This window comes from Acinetobacter sp. TG2027, from assembly GCF_000302435.1.
In the GTDB taxonomy this organism is placed as follows: Bacteria; Pseudomonadota; Gammaproteobacteria; order Pseudomonadales; family Moraxellaceae; genus Acinetobacter; species Acinetobacter pittii.
This window is the reverse complement of the sequence record NZ_AMJN01000047.1, coordinates 73937-98718: the sequence shown is the minus strand read 5'-3', so window position 1 is coordinate 98718 and position 24782 is coordinate 73937. Positions and strand designations below refer to the sequence as shown.

The window sequence follows — 24782 nt, the reverse complement described above, 5'->3', positions numbered from 1 at the left end:
TTTTTACTGGTGGTTTCCAATTTTAACAGCATGATGTAATGAGGCTATTATGGGCAAAAATGTTGTGGTACTTGGTACCCAATGGGGCGACGAAGGTAAAGGTAAAATCGTCGACCTGCTCACAGATCAGGCGGCTGCGGTAGTACGTTATCAAGGCGGACATAACGCAGGTCATACTCTTGTCGTAGGTGGTAAAAAGACTGTATTGCACCTCATTCCATCAGGCATTTTACGTGAAAACGTATTGTGCTTAATTGGTAATGGTGTAGTACTGTCACCAGCCGCGTTAATTGAAGAAATGGGAATTTTGGAAGCAGAAGGTGTTCCTGTTAAAGAACGTCTACGTATTTCTCCAAACTGTCCACTCATTTTGCCTAACCACATTGCACTTGATCAGGCACGTGAGAAGAAACGTGGTAATGCTAAAATCGGTACTACAGGTCGTGGTATTGGTCCTGCATACGAAGATAAAGTGGCTCGCCGTGCAGTGCGTGTTGCTGACCTTGTTCGTGGTGGTGCAGCATTAGAAGAAAAACTTCAAGAAATGCTTGAGTTACATAACTTCCAATTAACTCAGTTCTACGGTGTAGAAGCTGTTAAATTTGAAGATGTATTGGCTCTTTGCAACCAATGGCGTGAAGTGCTTGCTCCATTAGTGATTGACGTGACTAAAGTGTTGCATGACTATCGCAAAGAAGGTAAGGCTGTAATGTTTGAAGGAGCTCAAGGCTCACTTCTAGACATTGACCACGGTACTTATCCGTATGTTACAAGTTCAAATACAACTGCTGGTGGCGTAAGCTCTGGTTCAGGTATGGGACCTTTACATCTTGATTATGTATTAGGTATTACTAAAGCTTATACAACACGTGTAGGTGCTGGTCCATTCCCAACTGAATTAGTTTACGATGCAGCTGCTGATTCTGGTGACCCAATTGGTAAACACCTAGGTACAGTTGGTCATGAATTTGGTGCTTCTACTGGCCGTCAACGTCGTTGTGGTTGGTTTGATGCTGAAATTCTTCGCCGTTCTGTAGATGTAAACTCACTTTCAGGTATTTGCTTAACTAAACTTGACGTTTTAGATGGTTTGGAAGAAGTAAAAATCTGTGTAGGTTATGAAAATACAGATTCAGGTTGTGTCGGTTCTTCAGATGCGGTTTCTTTTGAATGCTTGAAGCCAATCTATGAAACTATGCCTGGTTGGAGCGAGTCGACTGTTGGTTTAACTAGTATCGATCAATTACCAGCAAATGCTTTGGCTTATGTTAAGCGTATTGAACAATTAATCGAATGTCCGATTGATATCGTTTCAACTGGTCCAGATCGTGCAGAAACAATTGTTTTACGTCATCCATTCTCTGCTTAATTAGCAAAGATTAAAAAGGCCTCCTGAAAGGGGGCCTTTTTTATACCCGACTAAAGTGCAGTTTTCGTTTTATTAGATTCAGATTAAAACGTTATATATAGATAAGGAAGGATGGGCTCAGGATGAAGCTGCAACCAACTATTTCAAAAACAATTTTTTATTCTTTTTTATTTGCTATTGGTGGTTCACCCACGCTGGCGATGTTGGTTATTTATGGACAGGAATATCATGAAGATTTCTTTATGACGGCTTTTATGAGCTTGTCGGTTTTGTTCGCATGTGTGTTAATTCCTGTTGTACTCATACAAAATAGTTATTTACTCTGGAAAAGGGAAAGTCCTAATCTTGAAGAGAAAGTTAAAACCTTAAGTCATGTTTATTTGGGTTTAAATGTAATCTGTTTAATTTTCTGGATTTATTTGATGACTTTATCTACTTGATCGTTACATAAATACTATGATCATGAAGAAATGAGACATTCAAAGCATGAGTGGTATTTCTTATAATAAGTGCAAAAGAATAAACAGCTTTTTATCGATTTAGGTGATCCGTGTTATGAATAAAAAACTCTTTTTAAGCTTGTGTGCAGCAAGTGTGATGACCATTTCTGGCTGTGCAACAGTGGCGGACATGGCTGGTGCAGATACTGCAACCTTAAATGCTCAATCTGCTCAAGGTTTTAATAAGATGGTGCAGGAAGCACGTGGTAAGGGTGCTCTCGATACAAGCTCTAGTACATATAACCGTATTAATGCTGTATTCAACCGTTTAAAACCATATGCTAACCAGATGAATCAGACTGGTCAACCATTTAGCTGGCAGTTAGCGGTGTTGAAATCAGATACGATTAATGCTTACGTTGCACCTGGTGGCAAGGTCGTGTTCTATACAGGTATTGTGAATAAGTTGAACCTGACAGATGCTGAAATTGCAGCTGTTATGGGACATGAAATGACACATGCTTTAGAGGAGCATGCAAAAAGTAAAATCGGTGCACAAGCTTTAACTGATTTAGCTCTAGGCATCGGTTTAAGCTATGCGGGTAATAACGTAGGCCAGCTTGGTACTGCTGCCGCTCAGTTAGGTACACAAGTGGGTGTGGGCTTACCATATTCTCGTAGCTTGGAAAGTCGTGCTGACCAAGGTGGTTTAATGTTGATGGCGCGCGCAGGCTATAATCCAAATGCAGCGATTACACTTTGGGAAAAAATGAATAAGCTTGAAGGTGGCGGTGGTTCATCATTCTTGTCTACTCACCCATCTAACTCACAACGTATTGGTGATATGCGTAAAAACTTACCTGCGGCAATGGCAGTTTATAATAGCCGTAAATAAGATATACATTTTATATAGATAAAGAAAACGGATGCTTAAGCATCCGTTTTTTATTTAAGGAGCAGGGTTGGGCTGTTGGGTATGGATGGCCTCAATACCTTTTAGAACTTCACTTGGTAGTTCAATCTCAAATGCCTGAATATTTTCTTTGAGTTGATCTAAATTAGTGGCACCAATAATTGTGCTTGTCACAAAGAATTGTTGCTTAATAAAAGCTAAGGCCATTTGAGTTAAGCTTAGCCCATGCTTTTCTGCTAGCTGTGCGTATTGTTCAGTCGCCCATTCGCTTTGAGGGTTGCTGTAGCGGCTAAAGCGAGGGAATAGTGTCACACGAGCATTAGCGGGACGCGCACCATTTCTAAACTTACCCGTTAAGTAACCAAAAGCCAGAGGAGAGTAGGCGAGCAAGCCGACATCTTCATATTTAGCAATTTCTGACATACCTATTTCATAAGTGCGGTTAAGCAGGCTATATGGGTTTTGAACACTTACAAATTTACTGACACCTAGCTTTTCGGCCAAATGTAAAAATTTCATGGTGCCCCACGGGGTTTCATTTGATAAACCAATATAGCGAATGCGCCCGCGATTAATCTCTTCTTGTAGAGCAAGTAATGTTTCTTCTAGAGGTGTTGTGTCGTAATCATTTTCAGCTTGCTGATTGCCATAAGCGAGCGTACCAAAAAAGTTGGTATGACGTTCAGGCCAATGCAGTTGATAAAGGTCGATATAGTCCGTTTGGAGGCGTTTAAGTGATCCATCTAGAGCTTTAGCAATATGGTCACTGTTAAAGCGTGTATTGCCTTCTCGGATGTGTGTTCCTCCAAAGCCCGGACCTGCAATTTTAGATGCGAGAAAGACTTTGTCACGTTGTCCATTTTGGGCAAACCAATTGCCAATAATTGTTTCAGTTGCGCCATAAGTTTCAGGTTTTGGTGGAACAGAATACATCTCTGCCGTATCCCAAAAATATAAACCATTGGCCAAGGCGTAATTGAGTTGTTCAAAAGCTTCTTGTTGGGAGTTTTGCTCACCAAATGTCATGGTGCCTAAACAAATTTCTGGAAGTTTAAGGCCTGTGCGACTAAGTGGGTTAAATTGCATACAGCGGAATCCTTGGAAATTTTGAGTTAGCCTAACGGAGAATATGTATTCAACTTAAATCATAAAATTAGAATAGTTTGTAAGTTTTGTGTATTAACTCATTGTTGCATATAAAAAAAGCAAACCGAAGTTTGCTTTTTATTAAAAATTTAATGAATATTATTCTTCATCATCGTAGTCATCATCAGAAACAGTGTTTTCTTCTAATGATGCATCAAAAATAAGAATGGCTTTACCATCAGTTTGGATCATACCTTGATCTTCTAAGGTTTTGAGTACACGACCAACCATCTCACGTGAACATCCAACAATACGGCCAATTTCTTGACGAGTAATACGAATTTGACGACCATTCGGCAAAATCATTGCTTCTGGTTGAGAAGATAGATCGATTAAGCAACGTGCAATACGACCAGACACATCAATGAACGCAAGATCTGTCATTTTACGAGTCGTATTTTTTAGACGGCGAACTAATTGTGCAAAAACAGCATAGCTTAAGTCTGGGTATTGTTTGCTAAGTTCGTGGAAGTTGTCATAAGAGATCTCTGCAATTTCACAGACATCACGAGTTCGAACTTCGGCTGTACGTTGAGGGTTCGGTTCGAAAAGCCCCATTTCCCCAAAGAAATCGCCCGGATTTAAATACGCAACAACAATTTCACGTTCATCATCTTCACGCAAAATAATTGAAACTGAGCCTTTTAAAATTAAATATAAAGATTTTGACTCTGTTCCGGCATCAACAATTGTGGTTCGTTTTGGATATCTGTTGATGTGAGCACGTTTTAACAATGCTTTAACGGATTCAGGTAGTTGCCCCGGAGATAAAGCATCTGTGCTGAGTTGTGAAAAATTTGAAGTCATGCTTAATATGTTCCGAATAGGGTAAACAATTCACACAAGCTCGAGATGAGCTATTACACAGAAGAGATGAAATTCCTTATCAACTCATTTTATGTTAGTGTACAAAACAAGGGTCTGTTGACATTTCATAGATGGTTGCAACATAAGACAATTCTTTTAGACGTACCAAATAAGAACTATGAAATTTAGCCATTCTAAATAAATAGATCTTAACAACGGAACGTACAAAATAACTTGGTCTTGCGCTATGCCTGCGCTGCTTTAATTGCAACTCAGATTATGGCTGAAATTTCACAAACTTTATTACAAAACTGGACAAAGGATTGCCATTGTCTGGGTTTTGCGTCTTATTTGGATTAATTTTTAGCTATAACGCAATCCATAGATGAAATGTCAACAGACCCTGCTTAAATTTATAATTTTTTTTGGGTAGTTGCAATGCAAACAAGTGTACATTGGCTAGAGAATGTTGCTTTTGAAGCGAAATCGGATAGTGGGCATAGTGTCATCATGGACGGCTCACCTGAGTATGGTGGTGAAAACCGTGGTCCACGTCCTATGGAACTGATATTAATGGGACTTGGTGGGTGTGCTTCGTTTGATATTGTGACTATTTTAAAGAAATCTCGCCAAGATGTGACGAATGTTGTATGTAATTTAAAAGCTGAGCGCACTGACGCAATTCCGGCTGTGTTTACTAAAATCCACTTACATTTTGTGGTAACTGGTAAAGCTGTGAAAGAAAAGCAGGTTGCAAAAGCAGTTGAATTGTCTGCCGAGAAATATTGTTCAGCGAGTAAAATGCTTTCCGATGGTGGTGTAGAAATTACACATGACTTCGAAATTATTGAAGCGGAATAAGGCATTTTTTGATAGCTAGAAATTAAAAAAAAAGCTGACATGAGAGTTGGCTTTTTTTATTGTCAAAAATAACTAAAAAATAATAGGGAGAAGAAAGGTGAATATTCGTTCTGCTAAATCGGAAGATACTCAAGCCATATGTGATCTACTTAAACAGATGGGATACCCACAGCCTCTTGCTCTTATTCAAGAAAAATTTGAGATACTCCATAATGACTCTAATTCACAAATTTTGATTGCTGAAGAGAGAGGTAAAATTTATGGTTTTTTATCTCTCTACTTTATTCCGCAAATTGCCTTACAAGGTGACTTTGCCAAAATATGCTATCTGTGTGTTGATGAGAATATGCGTAGCAAAGGTGTAGGGCATTTACTCGTAAAGGAGGCTGAGCAACAAGCCAGTCGCCGAGGGTGTGATCGAATGGAATTGCATTCAGGAATGAAAAGACCTTTGGCACATCAATTTTACCTAAGAGAAGGCTATATCGAAGCGCCAAAGTATTTTCGTAAAGCTTTAAATTAACGAGCTGTATTTAGAAAAAGCTGAGGATCTACCCGAGCATTATTAAGGCTCATGCCCCAATGCAGATGAGGGCCTGTCACGCGTCCTGTTTTGCCTACTAAACCTAACGTTTCTCCTTGGCGGATATGTTGGCCTTTCTCTACTTTAATTGCGCTTAAATGGCAGAACATGCTGACTAAGCCTTGGCCATGATCAATCAACACGGTTTGACCATTAAAAAAATAAGATCCAGTTTGGATAACCACACCATCTGCGGGAGCAACAACTTTTTGTCCTACTGGCGCAGGAATATCTAGACCTGAGTGAGGCGCGCGTTCCTCGCCGTTAAAGAAGCGTTTTCTTCCAAAAGAGTTGCTAAATTTCCCTGAAGTCGGGCGTATAAATGTAGGTAGGGTTTGCCATGAGCTCTGTGTAAATGAGGTATACACATCATTTTGTTCTTTTGCTTCTTGAGCGTAGCGGTCTAATTGACTTTGATTAGGGTTCACATAATCTTGGTTCGTGACTTTAATCCGTTGTTCTGCGTAAGGATAAGACTTAACTTCTATTTGAATCGGGGCTTTATTTGTGTCGAGTTGAATACTGCCGATTGGAGTAGATAAAGGAATACCAAGCACGGCATAACGCTGCTGACCTTCTTGGCTAATTAAAACAGGCTTTTGTTGAAAAGTGACCTGAGTAATATCAGTACTTAGAGGAACAACTGCAATTCCACCAGGTCGTCTGGAGTCTTGTGGAAGCTGAGCGATTGCTAGTGCCGAAGTAAAAAGACAAGTTGTTGTTAATATAATGTGTTTAAAGTGCATTTTCATTTCAAAACGAGTAGGAAACTAGCAAGATAAACTAAAGCTTAATCACTACATTCTCAATGAGGACTTTGTGAAAAGCGTAGTAAGAATAAGCATGAATCTAAATATTCAATCATTTTAATAAAATGTAGCTGAACTATACTTGAAATATATACAAAACAATCCCATATTATAATGGAGTTTTACTCATTGTTATTTTTATAACATTATGAAAAATATATAAAAATTTATTTGAAATCCGAAGAAGTGTTCCCATCTATTAGACAAGTACAAATTTGTTGTGAGGAATAACAAGAATGCGTTTTGAGAAATTTACAAACCGCTTGCAGCAAGCCCTCTCAGATGCTCAATCTTTAGCGATGGGTAAAGACCATACCGCTATCGCAGGTATTCATATTTTGTCTACCTTGTTAGAAGAGCCATCAAATATTAGTTTGTTGCAACAAGCAGGTGCACGGTTACCTGAACTTAAACAAAAGCTTGAGCAAGCTATAAAAGATGCTCCGACCATTGCGAATCCGACTGGGGATGTCAATTTAAACCCTGAAGCTGTTAAGGCGCTTAATCTGGCAGATAGATATGCGCAAAAAGCAGGTGATGAATTTTTATCAACTGACTGGGTTTTATTAGGTTTGGCAGAGACAGGCGAAACTAAAAGTATTTTAAGTGCGGTAGGTGTAACTCCCGACAGCTTACGCAAAGTAATTGAACATATTCGAGGTAATGACAAAGTCATGAGTAATAATCACGAAGACCAACGTGACTCACTTAATAAATATACGATTGATTTAACAGAGCGTGCTTTATCTGGAAAACTTGATCCTGTCATTGGGCGTGACGATGAAATTCGCCGTACCATTCAGGTTTTATCGCGTCGTACCAAAAACAACCCTGTTCTTATTGGTGAGCCTGGTGTAGGTAAAACCGCTATTGTTGAAGGTTTGGCACAGCGTATTGTGAATGGTGAAGTGCCAGAGGGATTAAAAAATAAACGTGTTTTATCCCTCGACTTAGGTTCATTACTGGCTGGTGCTAAATATCGTGGTGAGTTTGAAGAACGTTTAAAAGCTGTCTTAAAAGACTTAGCAAAACACGAAGGCGAAATCATCCTGTTTATTGATGAGTTACATACACTCGTAGGGGCAGGTAAAGGTGATGGCGCAATGGATGCGGGTAATATGTTAAAACCTGCATTAGCACGTGGTGAATTGCGCTGTGTGGGTGCGACGACCTTAGATGAATATCGTCAATATATTGAAAAAGATGCAGCTTTAGAGCGTCGTTTCCAAAAAGTGCTAGTTGATGAGCCAAGTGTTGAAGATACGATTGCAATTTTACGTGGACTCAAAGAAAAATATGCCACTCACCATGGTGTGCAAATTTTAGACTCTGCGATTATTGCTGCGGCGAAAATGTCTCATCGTTACATCACTGATCGTCAATTACCAGACAAGGCAATTGATTTGATTGATGAGGCAGCTTCTCGTATTAAAATGGAGATTGACTCTAAACCTGAAGCACTTGATAAGCTAGATCGCCGTTTAATCCAATTGAAAATGCAATTGGAAGCAGTGAAAAAAGATGAAGATGTCGGCAGTAAAGCAGAAGTCACTCATCTTGAAAAACAGATTGCTGAAGTCGAGAAAGAATACAACGATCTTGAAGAAATCTGGAAGTCTGAAAAAACTTTGGTAGAAGGTACTAAACAGGCTCAGGTGGAACTTGATAAAGCGCGTATTGCTTTTGAGAAAGCTCAGCGTGAAGGTGATTTGGCTGAGGCAGCACGTTTACAGTATGGTGTAATTCCAGAGTTGCAAAAACAACTGGAGCAAGATGAAGTTGCAGAGGAGAACGAAGAGCCAAAACTCATTCGTACTAAAGTAACTGAAAATGAAATTGCTGAAGTTGTTAGTGCTGCAACAGGTATTCCGGTTGCTAAAATGATGCAAGGCGAACGTGAAAAACTTCTTAATATGGAGGAGTTTTTACATGACCGCGTAGTTGGGCAAGATGAAGCAGTTGTTGCGGTATCGAATGCTGTTCGCCGTTCACGTGCCGGTTTGTCTGACCCGAATCGTCCTAGTGGATCATTCTTGTTCTTGGGTCCAACAGGTGTTGGTAAAACAGAGTTGACTAAAGCTTTAGCTAACTTCTTGTTTGACAGTGATGATGCGATGATTCGTATCGACATGAGTGAATTCATGGAAAAACACTCTGTTAGCCGTTTAGTTGGTGCGCCTCCAGGATATGTCGGTTATGAAGAAGGTGGTGTTTTAACTGAAGCTGTTCGCCGTAAGCCATATAGCGTGGTGTTGTTTGATGAGGTTGAAAAAGCACATCCAGATGTATTCAATATCTTGCTCCAAGTATTGGACGATGGCCGCTTAACCGATTCACAAGGTCGAGTAGTGGACTTTAAAAATACGGTAATTGTGATGACTTCGAACTTGGGTTCACAAGATGTACGTGAGCTTGGCGAAAGTGCAACTGATGATGAAGTGCGTACCATTGTAATGAATGCGGTAAGTCAGCATTTCCGTCCGGAATTTATTAACCGGATTGATGAGCTTGTGATTTTCCATTCACTCAAAAAAGCACAAATTCGTGGTATTGCCGATATTCAGTTGGATCGATTACGTTCGCGTCTTGTTGATCGTGACATGAGTCTAACTGTAGATGATACCGCTTTTGATTTATTGATTGATGCTGGTTTCGATCCTGTCTATGGCGCGCGTCCATTGAAACGTGCGATTCAACAACAGATTGAAAACACATTAGCACAAAAAATCTTGTCGGGTGATTTTGTCGCAGGTGATACTATTCTAGTTAAAGGCGAAAATGGGCATTTAGTCTTCGATAAAATGAAACTCAGTTAAGCTTTTTCTGCTAAAACCGAAAAGAGAATATGGAAACATATTCTCTTTTTTTATGGTGAATCAGTTTTTATGGTTGATGTGAGTAAAGCAATTATGGCATCTGAAACTTTCTGAGTTAATGTCTTTAACTTTTGTTCTGAGTGACCAGATAAAAAATAACGATAATGATAAATGTGCTGTTGGTAAGAAATGCAAATAAAAAAGGTGCCCACAGGTTTTTCTGGGGTTTCACTTCCGCCAGATTTTAATAGCCCAGTACAACTGACAATAATATCAGCTTGTTGAAATAAGCTTTGACCCAGCCTACACATTTCCTCTGTGACTTGCGGTGACTCTGCTGTGTAAGTCTCTATTAACTTTGGATCGATATTTAAAATACTAATTTTAATACTTGGGTCGTAGCTAACTAAGCCACCTAGTAAAATATCTGCACCACTATTTTTGTGAATAGAAAACTGACTTGTTAAATAACCCGAACTCGCACTCTCAATAAAAGCAATTTTGAGCTGGCGATCTTCTAATAGTTGGCAGCACTGCTGAAGCATTATTTCACCTCGAATGGTGTTTATTTATAAATAAAATCAATTTACAGATAAATTATAAAATTACAGTAAGTGATTTAGCAGTGTCGTACAAGTCTGAGATAAAAATCTATAAAACAACTTGAATATTCACTAAATGCTTGTGAAATATTTCAGGTTTTAAAATGATCAATGTTAATTGTCGGGAAGTCTATTTATAACATTGCGACATGTTTAAAAAATTGTTAATTTTGTTCGATATAACGAACAATAACAATTTAGGATAAATGCAATGAACAATAAACAAGGACCTGCGCTGTGTATTTTAGGTTTTATTTCGCTAATACCCATCAATGTATGGGCTGCACAGCCTCTAAGTGAAGGGGCCTTAGCAACACAAACAGGGGCAGTAAATGCAGCTTTACCTGTGATTATTGCGAAAGCTCAAGACGATGCTAAGAAACCAATGATAGAACAACAACAAGCACGTCAGGTGTTAGGGGATAATTATTTACAACAAGTTCGATGGGATGCACTTAGAACAAGTGTACTTTCACCTTATCAAGAACAAAAACAAAACCATGTTATCGATAGTAAGGAAAAGAAGAAACTGGAAATGATGGCATTACCGGAAAGAGCAGACCGATTTACCAAATATGATTTTGAATCAAAAAATGTTCATGGCGAGGTTATTATTACCGTGAAGTAATAATAACCTCTAGTCTTATTAATATTGATCTAGACCAGGATGCTGAATTTTCCATGCACGGTGGATTTTCTGATTACGTTTAAAATCAGGGCCAATGGTTTCAGAAGTGATTTCTTCAACCTGAAAAATAGCTTCGATCTCTTCATCCATTTCAAAACCACGATAGTTGTTTGAGAAATAGAGCGTTCCTTCACTATTTAAACGGTTCATTGCACGTTTAATGAGTGAAACATGGTCACGTTGGACGTCGAAAGTACCATAGAACTTTTTAGAGTTTGAGAATGTCGGTGGATCGATAAAAATAAGGTCATATTGTTCGTGACCTTCTTTTAACCACTCAAAACAGTCACTCGCAAAGAACATGTGCTGTTCATCTGCGTGATCTACAGTCAGGCCATTTAAAACGAAGTTTTCTTTTGACCAGCTTAAGTAAGTATTAGATAAGTCTACACTTGTCGTACTTGCAGCACCGCCTAAAGCAGCATGTAAGCTTGCTGTAGAAGTATAACTATATAAATTCAAGAAGTGCTTACCACGAGCTTCTTGTGCGATACGTAAACGCATTTGACGGTGGTCAAGGAATAAACCTGTATCTAGATAATCTGTCAGGTTAACTAATATTTTAGCTTTACCTTCCTGAACGATAAAACGTTTTGAAGCTGTGCTTTGTTTCGTATATTGATTAGTACCTGTTTGGCGCGCACGTGTCTTAATAAAGATGGCATCGCGGTTTAAACCGGTAACAGCACGAATTGCAGCGAGTGCTAAATTAAAACGTTTTTTTGCTTTTTCAGGATCGATTGTTTTTGGTGGTGCATATTCCTGAACATGTAAGCGATCGCCGTATAAGTCAACAGCGACATTAAAGTCAGGTAAGTCTGCATCATACAAACGTAAGCAATAAACATTTTCTTTCGTTGCCCATTTTTTCAAGGCAGTCATATTTTTTTGCAAACGATTAGCAAAATCTTGAGCTTCTTCCATTTCAATAGGTTGAGCTTGCCAAGTTGCTAAGAATGGCTGAGTTACTTTTTCTGGCTTAATTGAACCAAAACGAATGTAAATTGGTAACTTACCATTCATTAAACGTAAGGTTTCAGGCGCTTCAAATGCTAAAACATCGGCTTGTTCAATTTGCGCTGCAATAATTGCTGCATATTGATTTGGAAAATGTTTTTGTAGAAGTGCAGATAGACCTAAGTAAAGAGAGCGGTTAGATGCTTTATCACCTAAACGTTCACCATATGGAGGGTTAGTCACAATAAATGCAGTTTTGCCTTCAGCTGAAAAATCAGGCCAGTCCGCTAAAGTACGTTCTTCAATCTGAATTTGACCTAATACTTTTTCAAAGCCTGCCGCAATAATATTTTCACGGGTGGCTTTTACAGCTTCCCAGTCTGCATCGTAGGCATAAAACTTAGGTAAAGGTAATTCAAGCGCCTTTTCATGACGTTCTGCTGCTTCAGCTTTAAGTGAAAGCCAAAGTTCGCGGTCATGACCATGCCAGCCATTAAAGCCAAAACGGCGAACAAGGCCTGGTGCACGGTCAGTTAAAATCATTAATGCTTCAATAATAAATGTACCTGAACCACACATCGGGTCGAGCACAATCTCTGGGTTGCGCTTTTGAAGCTGAGCTTTTTGTAAGATTGCCGCAGCAAGGTTTTCTTTAATTGGCGCATCCGTCATATAACGACGGTAACCACGTTTATGTAATGAATCACCTGATAAATCTAGGCAATATGTATGCTCAGTTTTACCTGCTAAAACATATAACGTAATTTCTGGTTGTTTAGTGTCAATGCTCGGACGACGACCTACAGCTTCCATAAAGGAATCAACTACACCATCTTTTGCTCTAAGTGTTGCAAATTGAGTGTTAACCTTAATTTCACGCTCTGCATGTAAGCGAATTGCGAAGGTACTTTGTGGTGCAAAAATAAGTGACCAGTCAAAGCTAATCGCACCTTCATAAAGCTCTTCTGCTACATCACGCGTATCGTGTGTATGTTCGAGTTCATAAGTATGAATTGGAAGTAAAACACGAGAGGCAAGACGCGACCACATGCAGATGCGATAAGCATGGTCAAGCGTTCCTTCAATGATTAAACGTCCTGCTTTACGTTCTGTCACTTTGGTGCCAAGCTGTTCTATTTCTTCTTGTAAGAGGGCTTCTAAACCATCAGCACAAGTAATCCAATAGTGGTTTAAACGTAAAGAGGTATTCATAAACTCGATTGACCAAAACATATAAATATTAACGATGCAAAGTTTAACTTATTTTGATGTGTAAAGGTTTTTAAATTATTGCAACCTATCATAATCCAACCAATAAACTGATTTTTAAAGATTAAAACAATTAAAGTGGTATGTATTTTGCTAACTCAATCCTATCAATGGTTATTTAATTAACAAACATAGCCAGTTTTTAACCATTTTATTATTTTAAATTGATGGGGTAATTATAAATGAAAGACATGATGGGGAATGGTTTTATTGCTAATGCGGATGCTTTCTCAGTAGCGACACAAATATATGTACGCATGCGTAGGGTGACGGGGCGCGTAATTGATGCAATGTACGTTGTCCAAAATAAAGATTATGCAAAATATGTCATTGCGCTGGCACTAGAATCAGAGGATGACGAATTAAAACGATGTGTTGAACGATTGAAATCGTTGGTTGATACAATACCTGAGCCTTCTCAAAAAGAAAAAATTGCTGTTGTTAAAGTCGATGAAGAGTCGGAAATTACCGCCGAGGATATTTATCGGGCACAAGTTCCGCACCATTACATTGGTGCATTAAGGTAATTGCCAATAAGGTTCTAAATTTTCTGGTCAATTTAGGGCCTTATTCTGTAAAGTTCTTCTGCGAAAAGAGCGGAATTCAGCTACACTATGCACGTTTTCGCGATTCGACCCATAGGAATCCATTATGCATATTGCAGCGTTGCATCAACCGAGCCAGGTTCAGCTCAATCAAGACGGAAATTTAAAACATTTTTTAACGATTGAGGGACTTTCAAAAGAAAACCTCACCAAGATTTTAGATACCGCACAAAGCTTTTTAGACGATAATAATAATTTAATTAACCGTCCGCTCTTAGAGGGATTGACGGTTATGAATCTCTTCTTTGAAAACTCCACACGTACCCGTACTACTTTTGAAGCAGCAGCAAAACGTTTGTCTGCCAATGTACTGAACATTGATATTGCTCGTTCAAGTACTTCAAAAGGTGAAACTCTGCGCGATACGCTCTGGAACCTTGAAGCAATGGCAGCGGATATCTTTGTTGTTCGCCATTCATCTTCGGGTGCTGCACATTTCATTGCTAAAGATGTATGTCCAAAGGTCGCGATTATTAATGCAGGGGATGGACGTCATGCTCATCCGACGCAAGCGATGCTTGATATGCTGACTATTCGCCGTGAAACAAAAAAAACATTTGAAGATTTAAGCGTTGCTATTATCGGGGACATTAAACACTCTCGCGTAGCACGTTCGGATGTAGCTGCATTACAAACCCTAGGTTGTAAAGATATTCGTGTGATTGCACCGAATACATTATTGCCAGTGGGCTTTTCGGAATATGGCGAGCACGTTCGCTTGTTTAACAAGATGGATGAAGGCATTGCCGATTGTGATGTGATTATTGCCTTACGTATTCAAAACGAACGTATTGACTCTCCAGCGTTATCTTCACAGTCTGAATTCTACAGAATGTATGGTTTAAACAAAGAACGTCTTGGTTTAGCTAAACCAGATTGCATTGTGATGCATCCGGGACCAATGAACCGTGGTGTAGAAATTGATTCAAGTGTTGCTGATGGAGACCAGTCGGTTATTTTGAAACAAGTAACCAATGGTATTGCAGTTCGTATGGCGGTATTGGCGTTATCAATGCAAGGCCAACTCCAAGAGCAAGGTTTAATTGAAGCGATTACGTTGTAAGGAATGGATCACATGAGTATTGTAAAAATTGAAAATGTACGTGTGTTAGACCCAATCCAAATAACAGACAGCGTACAAACTGTATATATTGAAAATGGCAAGTTGGTTGCTCCTGTAGAGCAAGTTGAGCAAACCATTGATGGCCAAGGAAAATGGTTAATGCCAACCATGGTTGATTTGTGCGCGCGTTTGCGTGAACCGGGTCAACAGCAACATGGGACATTGAAATCGGAAGGTAAGGCAGCACGTGCCAATGGTATTTTGCATGTTATTACACCACCTGATTCAAAGCCGATTGTACAAGACAACGGTGCTCTCATTCATGGCTTGATTGAAAAGGCATGGCATGATGGGGGCATTCACATGCATATCATTGGTGCTCAGACCCAAGGTTTAAATGGTAAGCAACCAGCAAACATGGCGGGCTTGAAAAAAGGTGGTTGTACTGCTGTTTCTAATGCAAATGCTGCTTTTGAAAATGATGATGTAGTTATTCGTACCTTGGAATATGCAGCGGGTCTTGGTTTAACAGTTGTATTTTATGCTGAAGAGCCGCAGATTGCTAAAGATGGATGTGCACACGAAGGCTTTATTGCTTCTCGCCAAGGTTTGCCGATGATTCCTGCAATTGCTGAAACTGTAGCAATTGCAAAGTATCTGCTTATGATTGAAGCAACTGGCGTAAAAGCTCACTTTGGTTTGTTATCTTGCGGTGCATCGGTTGAATTAATTCGCGCAGCAAAAGCAAAAGGTTTACCTGTGACTGCCGATGTAGCAATGCATCAGTTGCATTTAACTGAACACTTAACTGATGGTTTTAATTCACTTGCGCATGTTCGTCCACCATTACGTTCTGAGCAAGATAAAGAACTTTTACGTCGAGGCTTAAAAGAAGGCGTGATTGATGCAATTTGTACGCATCATGAGCCTTTAAGCAGTTCAGCAAAAATGGCACCATTTGCTGAAACTCAACCGGGCATTACTGCTTTTGATACTTATGTATCTTTAGGCATTCAGCTCATTAATGAAGGTTTATTTGAACCTTTAGAGTGGGTTGAAAAAGTGACTAGCGTACCTGCGCAGGTTGCCAATATGACTACGCGTTGGGAAGATGAAGCAGGATGGGTATTAGTAGATCCTGAATTAAACTGGACAGTAAGCAAAGACACAATTTTATCACAAGGGAAAAATACTCCATTGCTGGGTCAAAACCTTACCGGTAAAGTACTTCAAACTTTTGCTAACTGATAAAACGGTTATTTAAAGTAAATTTAAAATATAAACAGGTAGATCAATAAGATCTGCCTGTTTTGTAAATACTAGATGGAAATTTGTATATAAATTATTTAAAAAACAACAAAAGATTGAGCGCACATTAGAATAAAAAACTATCAGCAAAGAGAAGTATTTGAATAATCAAAAGTTGCTGGTTACGACGTATAAAATTCGGGAGAATAACCAATGTCGATAAACCCTATAGAACTGCTTAAAGAAAAAGTATCATCAACAATATTAGATAATCAGGATGGATACCTAGGCGAAAAATCGAATGCTTTATCTAAGTTTTATCCAATTTTACTTTCATTATTAGCTGCTAAACCTGATCTTATTGGACAATTAAAAAACAGTTTGGCTCCTTCGTTATCAGACCTTTTTTCTCATAATGACCAAATCAAGAATACTGTACTGACTCATTTAAGTGGTACAGCACCAAATAATGAAATCGAAAGCACACTCAACAGTGCAATTAAACCTAGCCTTAATGCAATTTCGGACGTTGCCGGAAACGATCAACAGAGTATTGTAAATTATTTACGTCAGCATGCAGATACTATTCGTTCGCATTTGCCGGGATGGGCAGTGGGTCTATTAGCTCCTTTAGGACTTGGTGCAGGTTTATCTTCAGTTCCACATGCAACTTCAGCAGCCCCACCATTAGCTGCAGCCAGTGAAAAAACAGGCAAATCTCGTGGGTTCCTCCCTATTATTGCCTTAATTATTTTGGGTCTTATCATTGCTTGGTTATGGCGTTCTTGCCAGCATAAAGAAGCTGTACCAGCACCTGAACCAACGGCTGCCAGTGGTGTTGAGGCTACTACCGCAGCTGCACCTGCGAGTTTAACCTTAAGCACAGATGATAAAGGTGCTGTTAGCCAGTGTCAGGCAGGTATTGGCGATCAAGGATTCTTAGCAACCCTACAAACTCAAGTTAAGCAGGTTTTCTCATCAACTCAGGATTGTAACGTTGATACTAGTCAAACATATGCAGCTGGATTTACAGATAAAGATGCACTTGCTGGCGTGCTTGGTGCCTTAAAAGGTGTGCCAAATGCATCTTTAGAATGGATAGGTGACAAAATTACTTTGAAAGCAGGTGATGCAGCAGCGTTAGCAGCATTAACCGCAAAAGTAAAAGCTCTTGTTCCTCACACTGAAGTTGTTTCTACTGCACCAGAAACAGCTGAGCAATCTGTAAGCAATAGCTTAACTGCTTCGCAAACTGCTCTAGGCTCAATTGATCCGAATAATGTCGATATAAATGCATTAGTAAAAGCACTTAACTTGCAAATCATTAACTTTGCGAGTGGCTCAAGCGATATTCCAGCAGACAATAAAGCTATTCTTGATCAAGCTGCAACACTTTTAAATAAAGTCAGTGGTGTGAAATTAAATGTGGGTGGTCACACTGACTCGACGGGTAATGCAGCAGCAAATAAAGCTTTATCACAGCGCCGTGCTCAAGCAGTAGTCGACTATTTAACATCTAAAGGTGTAGACGGGTCTAAATTAGTTGCACAAGGTCATGGCTCTGATCAGCCTGTTGCAGAGAACACGACAGAAGAAGGACGCTTTAAAAACCGTCGTATCGAGTTTTCAGTAGCTCAATAATATTCTGATGTATGAAAAATTAGATATTTTAATTTGAAAAAAGCTTCTCATTTTGAGAAGCTTTTTTGTTGGAATAAATAGTGTTGGATTGATATGAAAATCAGTTTGGTTGGAAGTGGGCGAGTTGCCTTTCATTTAGCAAAGGTATTGTTGGCTCAAGGTCATCACATCATACAAGTCTATGCGCGTGATTTTGAGAAAACCCAAAAGTTTGCAGAGCAGTTTCAGGTAAAAGCATGTCAGTCTCTTAGCGAATTTCAACCGACCGATCTTATCATTTTAGCGGTTTCAGATAGTGCGATTGCAGAGCTTGCAAAACAGATTCATGAATTGTTTCCTGAAACACTTATGGTTCACACCTCTGGTAGCACAGATATTGAAGTCGTCAGTCATGTGCATACAAATGCAGGGGTATTTTATCCATTACAAACATTTAGCCTTGAAAGAGACGTTGACTGGTCAGCAACACCATTATTTGTGGAAGCGGTAACAGATACTGATCAAGAACTACTTTCAGATTTAGCAAATAGCCTAAGTAATAGAGTATATCAATACACCTCAAAACAGCGTTTAACTTTGCATTTAGCAGCAGTATTTGCCTGTAATTTTAGTAACTATTGTTTTGATATGGCAAAGCAGGTAGTAGATAAAGAGCAGGTCGACTTTAGTTTGCTCTATCCTTTAATTTTGGAAACAGCAAAAAAAGCGACTGAAAATGATCCAAAGCAAATGCAAACAGGGCCTGCCGTAAGGGGGGATCAAAATATCTTGACATTGCATCAAGGCTTATTGGCTCAAGCAAATCGAGATGATTTAAAACAGGTCTATCAACTTTTAAGTGATGGCATCGTGAAGCGCCATCACTCGGATTAAAGCTTATTTAAAGGTCAAGGTTCGCCGTTATTTCCCCATTTTAAGAAGCCCGCACGCTGATTTAAACGTTCAAAATATTGGTCGACATTTTTAAGCGTTGGATGGTCAAAAGGTGTAGCTTTCCAGCGCTGTACCGATAGACCAATTGGAATATCCGCTAGAGTGAACTCAGTACCTGCAACATAGGCCTGAGTTTTTACGAGTTGTTGATCGAGAATCTGCATATGATGATTCCAGTCATCAATACCTTGTTGTAATAAGTTGGGATCTTGATGATCTGGTGAGTGTCTCAACAGAGACATAATTGTATAAGTCCAGCTGTTATTCAGCTCGATCGCTTGCCAATCAATCCATTGGTCAACAAAGAATCTTTCTTTCGCTTGAATAGGGTAAAGCTGATGTTCTTTATCATATGCATTTGCCAAATAACGGATAATACTGTTGGACTGCCAAAGCACTAAATCACCATCTATAACAACAGGTATTTGCCCGTTTGGGTTTAATTGTAAATATTCAGGTGATTGAGCAGAGCGAAAGCCGCGACCCCAATCTTCTCTTTCATATTCAAGATTTAGTTCTTCACACAACCATAAGACTTTGCGAACATTAATGGAGTTATCGCGCCCTAAAATTTTTAACATAGTATTTTCTGACTTCTCGTGAGTTTAAGTAATTAGTTGTTGAAGCGTTCATTTTTATATTTTTAACATGATTTATGAATATTAATAAGTCTAGAGAATAGCTAAAGTGACATTTAAAGAAAATTATAATGATTGAGAGCTTTTTATTTTAGGGGGGGAATAAAGGAAGATAATATACCTCAAGAGGGGGATGCTGGTAATTAGAAGTAAAATAAGTATCTGCTTGTTACGTTGTCTGTATCCGCTTTTAGTAGGTAATAAAAAACCGCACTTCACTTCGGCGGTTCATTGAATTTTGTTTATTTACATTTGTTCTCTGGCTTGTCTAATTGCTCGCGCAGCCATTCAGAATCCTCCTGTAGATTTTCTTTAGTATATCCCATTGTTCTAACCTCTTCTGAGGCTGATTCATATTCTTTAAATCTACTTAAGATAAAGTCAAAAAGTTCAATATTTTCTTTCCATCCTTTGCAATCAAGAGCTTTGAGTTTATTAGACCTAACAAGATCTTCTTGCTCAGTTTTTGCTTCTGTGGAAATGATTTGATTTCTATCCGATTGTGTTTGAATGTATCGTTCCATTAACTTGTAATATTTAAGTTCAAAGTCTTCTTGAGTTGAGGCAAAGCAGCCACTTGAGACAATTATGCAAATTAGAAATGCGAAAAGCTTCATTGTTATTTTCTGTCTAGTTAAAATGGTGGTTATTATTATATTTATATAACTAATAATTCAAAAGTTATTTTCATTTAAATCTTTATACTCAGTTAATTTTTAATTCTACTTATTCACTAGATTGGTTTTAAAATAAAAAAGGCCTAGTAATAAACTAGGCCTTTTTTATTATTTACTTTATCTTTTTAAAGATAAAGTCATTAATCTTATGACCTGACTCAATACCACGGCGTTCAAACTTAGTCACTGGGCGCCACTCTGGACGCGGGTAGCTGTTGCCTTTACCTGCCAAGTTTTCAAGATCTGGACGGTTGTCTAAAATATCAAGCATCCATTCAGCATACGGTTCCCAGTCTGTTGCTGCGTGGAAAGTACCACCAAGCTCAAGTTTTTGTTCAACCAGTTGCATACGCTCATGAATAACAAAACGGCGTTTGAAATGACGTTTCTTTTGCCAAGGGTCTGGGAAGTAAAGTTGTACACAGTTAATACTGTTGTCTGGCATTTCACGTAAAACCTGAATCGCGTCTGCATCAAGTACACGTAAGTTTTTAAGTTCCGCCATACCTGCTTCATAAAGACACTGAGCAATACCAGGTACGTGAACTTCAATACCCACATAGTTGCGTTCAGGGTTTGCTTTTGCCATAAGCACTAATGAACGACCCATACCAAAACCGATTTCAACAGTTAAAGGACGTTCTGGATGTTCGAAGTGTTGGCGTAAGTCACCAACAGGATATTCCAAAATTAAATCGCGATGTTGTTCTAATGCCGTGCGTTGAGACGTATTAAGTGGTGCTGAACGACGCATAAACGTCACAATTTCACGGTGTTCAGGCAAATTGTCTAAGTCTGCAATTTGCGTTTCTAACTGATCGATCGACATAACCTTGGCAATATTGAAATTCAAATGCGGTATTTTAAGTCTTCATGTGGTCAAGTCAAATGTTTCGATGTTTTTCTTCATGTAGATGTCATGTTCAATATTTAATCTAAGAATCTATATAAATTTCAAATGAACATATTTACTCATGAAAACTTTTCAATTACGCACACTTTCTGTGCTATTAGGGGCACTTGGTGCTTTTACATATAGTCCTTGGGCACAAGCACAGCTCATGTTTAGTCAATATGTTGACGGCAGTAGTAACCGCAAAGGTTTGGAAATTTATAATCCAGATGGGACTACAGTTAATTTAGCCGACTATGAAATTCAACAATTTAATAATGGTGGAACCGCAAAAACAGCAACTTTCCGTTTACAAGGATCGTTAACCAGTAAGCAGAAGTTTTTGGTAGGTCGCTCTGAGTTACAGGCTGAACTTGGTAGTAAATTAAATCAGGTCGCTGCGTTATCCTTTAATGGGGATGATGCCGTTGTACTTGTTTATAAAGGCACACCTGTAGACCGTTTTGGCCGTATTGGTGAGCGTCCGGAAGCTGGATGGGGAACAGCTGTTTCGAGCTTGGGAAATAGTTTTAAGCGTATTGAAACTGAGAACCCAGCTTTAAGTATTGATGCAACCGCAGCATTTGATTTGGACCGTTCATGGTCGGCTTGGACAAACCGAAATGACTTTTCAAATTTATCTGGCTCAACAACACAGCCACCTGTTGAAACAGTAAGTTGTTCAAGCTCCGATACACCAATTGCTGATTTATCAACCGCAGCACAAAACCAGACTTATACCGTACGTGGTGTGATAACTGCTGACTATCGTTATGCCAATGGTTTTTCTGGCTTCTATGTTCAGACACCAGATACGAAAGCACGTGCTAATGTCAGCAATGCTATTTTTGTTTATATCCCAAATAGCAGCGCTGTAAAAGGTGGACAAGTTGGCGATGAAGTTATTTTGCGTGGTCGTTTAACAACTTATCAAAACCAATTGCAATTAGATCAATTACAACAAGATATTCAAACTTGTAATAGCAATATGGCAAATCAGGTACAGCCAATTAGCCTTGAACTCCCATTTGCTAGCTTAACAGGTAGTTCGACCCATTCTCCGCAGCGTTATCAAGGCATGTTGGTCAAATTACCCCAGACTTTAACGGTGAGCGAGAACTGCAATTACGGCCGTTATGGTGAATTATCTCTAAGCTTAGGCCGCTTATATATTCCAACCAATTTATATCCAGCGTTATCTCCTGAAGCCAAGGCTCTTGCTCAGAAAAATTTATTGTCGAAAATTATTTTTGATGACGGCTATAACAACCAAAACCGTACTCCATGGTTACCGACAAATTTTAGCGCTGCCAATACGCTACGTTCGGGTTATCAACTTAAGAATGCTGAAGGTATTTTAGAATACCGTTTTAATGGTTGGCGTGTGCAACCAGTGCTTGGACGTAATCAACCTGAAGTGATTACTCAAACAAACCCGCGTCAAAGTGTCATTACCAAAAATGCTAATCACATTCGCGTAGCTTCATTTAACGTTTTGAACTATGACAATGGTGCAACGGGTTTCCCAACGGAGCGCGGTGCAACGACACAAACTGAGTTTGATAAACAGCATCGTAAAATTGTGAGTGCATTAAAAGCGATTGATGCTGACGTGTACGGTTTAATGGAAATTGCTAACAATGGTTATGGCCCGAACAGTGCAATTGCTCATTTAACCAGTGCTTTAGGTAGTGATTGGAAATACGTTGTTCCTGAAAATTTAGACCGTTTAGGTAGTGATGCAATTGCGGTTGCTATTATTTATAACAGTAAGCGTGTTAGACCTTTAAATAAGCCTGTCGTGCTTGATTTGGGCGACAAGAACCGAACAACATTGGCGCAAAGTTTCCAAGCCGTTCGTGGTAATAAAACGTTTACCGTTATTCCAAATCACTTGAAATCGAAAAGCTGTAGTGGGGTAGATGCTAGCTCTACTGATGCAGACCAAAACGATGGTCAAGGCTGCTGGAACCCGACTCGTGTAAAAGCAGTTGATCAAATTGTGCAATGGCTCGCAAAAAATCCAACTCAAGTGCCTAAGCAAAATGCTTTACTTGTAGGGGATATGAACAGCTACGCAAAAGAAGAACCTATTTTGTCGTTTGAAAAAGCGAACTATAAAGTCTTACTTAATGACACTAAGGTAGGACAGGGTGCTCAGGCATATAGCTATGTGTTTGGTGTTGCAAGCGATGCCAATGGAAATGGTGGAGCAGGTAACTTAGACCATGCAATTGCTGATGCAGATTTATACCCAAAAGTAGTGAGAACTTTTGCATGGCATATCAATGCAGATGAGCCAACCGCTTTAGATTACAACGAAGAATATAAAACTGATGAGCAAAAGGCTTTGTTCTATGGCGAAGATGCTTACCGTTCTTCAGACCATGATCCGGTAATTGTTGATCTAGATTTAAATGGTAAAGATTCAAGCCAGCCTGATGATGATAAGAAAAACGGTATTTTTGATTTCTTAACTGAATTAATGAATTGGATTAGCCAGCTTTTTAAACGTAATTAATGGAAAAATTGCGTGACGTAAATGTGTTTTATCATATTTTAAACAATCGTCACGCAAGACAACTTGCAAGGAATAAATTTTTCAAGAATATTAGATGGTGTAAGTATTTTATAAGTTTACGCTTTTTTACAATTAAAGAATTGTGCAAACCTTGCAGGTTTTCTAGAAGCAATTTAAAACGTTAATATGAGATAACAAGGATCAGATATGAAATTATATTATTCGCCAGGCGCATGTTCTTTAGCTGCACATATTATTTTAAATGAAATTAATGTTGATTTTGACTTAGAACGAGTAGATTTAAAAACACATAAAACAGAAAAAGGCGCCGACTATTACGAAATTAATCCAAAGGGATATGTACCGGCATTAGAAATTAATCCGGGTTTAATGTTAACTGAAAATGTTGCGATTTTACCTTTCCTTGCTCAGCATGATCCTAAGCAGGATTTAATTCCGCCATCAGGGATGGGCCGTGCGAAAGTATTGGAATGGTTGGGATATTTGAACTCTGAATTACATGATGCTTATGCAGTCTTCTTTGGGGCGCCGTTAACCACTGATGAAAAAACCAAAGCTTATGCAGAAATCGACCGTCTTTTAAAATATATCGATAATTATTTGTCTGAATCTGATTACGATTATTTAGTAAATGATAATTTCGGTCCAGCAGATGCTTATCTATTTGTTTTAACAAATTGGTCAAACTCAATTGAGCATGATTTAACACCATATAAGCACATTATTGCATTACGTAATAAAGTTGCAGAACGTCAATCTGTACAAATTGCGATGCGTGACGAAGGCTTAATTTCATAAAAGATTTTAAGAGCCAAAAAAAGCCCCTAATCAATAGGGGCTTTTTTATACTAAAGACGATTAGTGTTGAGCGTCTTTTTTCACTTCAGCAGCGGTATTTTCAACAGCTTGAGCTGTATCAGCAGTCGCTTTACGTGCAGTAGCTTCTGTTTCAGCTGCAGCTTTAGCAGTCGCATCAGCAGCGTGATCGGTTGCAGCATCGATCTTCTCAGCAGCATTATCAGTTGCAGTTGCAATATCGTCAGCAGCTTTATCACCAGCAGATTTGATATCAGCACTTGCTTGTTGAGCAGCATTTTCTAAGTGTTCACCTGTAGTTGCGCCAGTTTCTGGAGCTTTATCTTTATTACAACCAACAAGGGCAACAGTCGCAGCAAGACCTAAAGCAACAAGTAATTTATTCATTGTGTTTTTCCTTCTAATTCATGGCATCCAAATATGGATGTCTAAAATATAAACATAAAGTAAATGATTAATAAAGATCG

At 38.9% G+C, this 24782-nt stretch carries 24 protein-coding genes; 15 read left to right on the top strand and 9 right to left on the bottom strand.

The window, feature by feature from the left end:
- Positions 1-49 precede the first annotated feature (49 nt).
- The 3 genes from B806_RS0112635 (at position 50) to B806_RS0112625 (ending at position 2704) form a co-directional block, all read left to right on the top strand.
- Positions 50-1369, top strand: a complete 1320-nt coding sequence (locus tag B806_RS0112635) for an adenylosuccinate synthase (RefSeq protein ID WP_002121613.1) — start codon at positions 50-52, stop codon at positions 1367-1369.
- A 122-nt stretch (positions 1370-1491) separates the two neighbouring features.
- Entirely contained in the window at positions 1492-1809 is a 318-nt protein-coding gene (locus B806_RS0112630) for a hypothetical protein (protein WP_002121533.1), read from the top strand.
- A gap of 115 nt (positions 1810-1924) precedes the next feature.
- Positions 1925-2704, top strand: coding sequence for a M48 family metallopeptidase (locus tag B806_RS0112625; protein WP_002121572.1), 780 nt, complete (start codon positions 1925-1927; stop codon positions 2702-2704).
- Between the two features lie 54 nt (positions 2705-2758).
- Here the strand turns inward: B806_RS0112625 and B806_RS0112620 are convergent, their stop codons facing one another.
- Both B806_RS0112620 and crp read right to left on the bottom strand, forming a co-directional pair.
- Positions 2759-3808, bottom strand: coding sequence for an NADP(H)-dependent aldo-keto reductase (locus tag B806_RS0112620; protein ID WP_017386371.1), 1050 nt, complete (start codon positions 3806-3808; stop codon positions 2759-2761).
- Between the two features lie 159 nt (positions 3809-3967).
- Entirely contained in the window at positions 3968-4675 is a 708-nt protein-coding gene (crp, locus tag B806_RS0112615) for a cAMP-activated global transcriptional regulator CRP (protein WP_005070320.1), read from the bottom strand.
- A 240-nt stretch (positions 4676-4915) separates the two neighbouring features.
- Between crp and B806_RS19500 the strand changes: the two genes are divergently transcribed.
- The 3 genes from B806_RS19500 to B806_RS0112605 all read left to right on the top strand — a co-directional run bounded on the left by B806_RS19500 (position 4916) and on the right by B806_RS0112605 (position 6059).
- A complete protein-coding gene (locus tag B806_RS19500; RefSeq protein WP_002121587.1) occupies positions 4916-5035 on the top strand; it encodes a hypothetical protein in 120 nt (39 codons plus the stop codon).
- A 78-nt stretch (positions 5036-5113) separates the two neighbouring features.
- Entirely contained in the window at positions 5114-5536 is a 423-nt protein-coding gene (locus B806_RS0112610; RefSeq protein ID WP_017386370.1) for an OsmC family protein, read from the top strand.
- Between the two features lie 97 nt (positions 5537-5633).
- Complete coding sequence (locus B806_RS0112605; protein ID WP_017386369.1) at positions 5634-6059, top strand: GNAT family N-acetyltransferase; 426 nt, start codon at positions 5634-5636, stop codon at positions 6057-6059.
- Here the strand turns inward: B806_RS0112605 and B806_RS0112600 are convergent.
- Positions 6056-6865 carry a M23 family metallopeptidase gene (locus tag B806_RS0112600; RefSeq protein ID WP_017386368.1) on the bottom strand — a complete coding sequence of 270 codons (810 nt, stop codon included), beginning with the start codon at positions 6863-6865 and terminating at the stop codon, positions 6056-6058. The two genes, B806_RS0112605 and B806_RS0112600, sit on opposite strands and share 4 nt — an antisense overlap.
- A gap of 299 nt (positions 6866-7164) precedes the next feature.
- Between B806_RS0112600 and clpB the strand changes: the two genes are divergently transcribed.
- Positions 7165-9744 (top strand): ATP-dependent chaperone ClpB, encoded by a 2580-nt coding sequence (gene clpB, locus B806_RS0112595; RefSeq protein WP_017386367.1) that lies wholly within the window; start codon positions 7165-7167, stop codon positions 9742-9744.
- Positions 9745-9794: 50 nt separating this feature from the next.
- On the opposite strand, the gene B806_RS0112590 is transcribed toward clpB, so the two are convergent.
- Positions 9795-10289 (bottom strand): CinA family protein, encoded by a 495-nt coding sequence (locus B806_RS0112590; RefSeq protein WP_002121541.1) that lies wholly within the window; start codon positions 10287-10289, stop codon positions 9795-9797.
- A gap of 268 nt (positions 10290-10557) precedes the next feature.
- Here B806_RS0112590 and B806_RS0112585 point away from each other — a divergent pair, with 268 nt between their 5' ends.
- Positions 10558-10974 carry a hypothetical protein gene (locus tag B806_RS0112585; protein ID WP_017386366.1) on the top strand — a complete coding sequence of 139 codons (417 nt, stop codon included), beginning with the start codon at positions 10558-10560 and terminating at the stop codon, positions 10972-10974.
- Between the two features lie 18 nt (positions 10975-10992).
- On the opposite strand, the gene rlmKL is transcribed toward B806_RS0112585, so the two are convergent.
- Entirely contained in the window at positions 10993-13203 is a 2211-nt protein-coding gene (gene rlmKL / locus B806_RS0112580) for a bifunctional 23S rRNA (guanine(2069)-N(7))-methyltransferase RlmK/23S rRNA (guanine(2445)-N(2))-methyltransferase RlmL (RefSeq protein WP_017386365.1), read from the bottom strand.
- Between the two features lie 239 nt (positions 13204-13442).
- On the opposite strand from rlmKL, the gene B806_RS0112575 reads away from it, so the two are divergent.
- The 5 genes from B806_RS0112575 to B806_RS0112555 all read left to right on the top strand — a co-directional run bounded on the left by B806_RS0112575 (position 13443) and on the right by B806_RS0112555 (position 18690).
- Positions 13443-13787, top strand: coding sequence for a hypothetical protein (locus B806_RS0112575; protein ID WP_017386364.1), 345 nt, complete (start codon positions 13443-13445; stop codon positions 13785-13787).
- Positions 13788-13911: 124 nt separating this feature from the next.
- Positions 13912-14928, top strand: a complete 1017-nt coding sequence (locus tag B806_RS0112570; protein ID WP_017403113.1) for an aspartate carbamoyltransferase catalytic subunit — start codon at positions 13912-13914, stop codon at positions 14926-14928.
- Between the two features lie 12 nt (positions 14929-14940).
- A complete protein-coding gene (locus tag B806_RS0112565) occupies positions 14941-16176 on the top strand; it encodes a dihydroorotase (RefSeq protein ID WP_017386362.1) in 1236 nt (411 codons plus the stop codon).
- Positions 16177-16389: 213 nt separating this feature from the next.
- Entirely contained in the window at positions 16390-17817 is a 1428-nt protein-coding gene (locus tag B806_RS0112560; RefSeq protein WP_017386361.1) for an OmpA family protein, read from the top strand.
- 93 nt (positions 17818-17910) lie between these two features.
- A complete protein-coding gene (locus B806_RS0112555; protein WP_017403112.1) occupies positions 17911-18690 on the top strand; it encodes a F420-dependent NADP oxidoreductase in 780 nt (259 codons plus the stop codon).
- Between the two features lie 14 nt (positions 18691-18704).
- Here the strand turns inward: B806_RS0112555 and B806_RS0112550 are convergent, their stop codons facing one another.
- The 3 genes from B806_RS0112550 to trmB form a co-directional block, all read right to left on the bottom strand.
- Entirely contained in the window at positions 18705-19331 is a 627-nt protein-coding gene (locus B806_RS0112550; RefSeq protein WP_017386359.1) for a glutathione S-transferase, read from the bottom strand.
- Between the two features lie 299 nt (positions 19332-19630).
- Positions 19631-20005: a hypothetical protein gene (locus B806_RS0112545; RefSeq protein ID WP_017386358.1), complete on the bottom strand. Its 375-nt coding sequence runs from the start codon at positions 20003-20005 to the stop codon at positions 19631-19633.
- 172 nt (positions 20006-20177) lie between these two features.
- A complete protein-coding gene (gene trmB / locus B806_RS0112540) occupies positions 20178-20894 on the bottom strand; it encodes a tRNA (guanosine(46)-N7)-methyltransferase TrmB (RefSeq protein WP_002121537.1) in 717 nt (238 codons plus the stop codon).
- Positions 20895-21039: 145 nt separating this feature from the next.
- On the opposite strand from trmB, the gene B806_RS0112535 reads away from it, so the two are divergent.
- Complete coding sequence (locus B806_RS0112535) at positions 21040-23478, top strand: ExeM/NucH family extracellular endonuclease (protein WP_017403111.1); 2439 nt, start codon at positions 21040-21042, stop codon at positions 23476-23478.
- A 207-nt stretch (positions 23479-23685) separates the two neighbouring features.
- Complete coding sequence (locus B806_RS0112530) at positions 23686-24297, top strand: glutathione binding-like protein (protein ID WP_016141668.1); 612 nt, start codon at positions 23686-23688, stop codon at positions 24295-24297.
- A gap of 60 nt (positions 24298-24357) precedes the next feature.
- Here the strand turns inward: B806_RS0112530 and B806_RS0112525 are convergent, their stop codons facing one another.
- Positions 24358-24702 carry a hypothetical protein gene (locus B806_RS0112525; protein WP_002121546.1) on the bottom strand — a complete coding sequence of 115 codons (345 nt, stop codon included), beginning with the start codon at positions 24700-24702 and terminating at the stop codon, positions 24358-24360.
- Between the last annotated feature and the right edge of the window lie 80 nt (positions 24703-24782).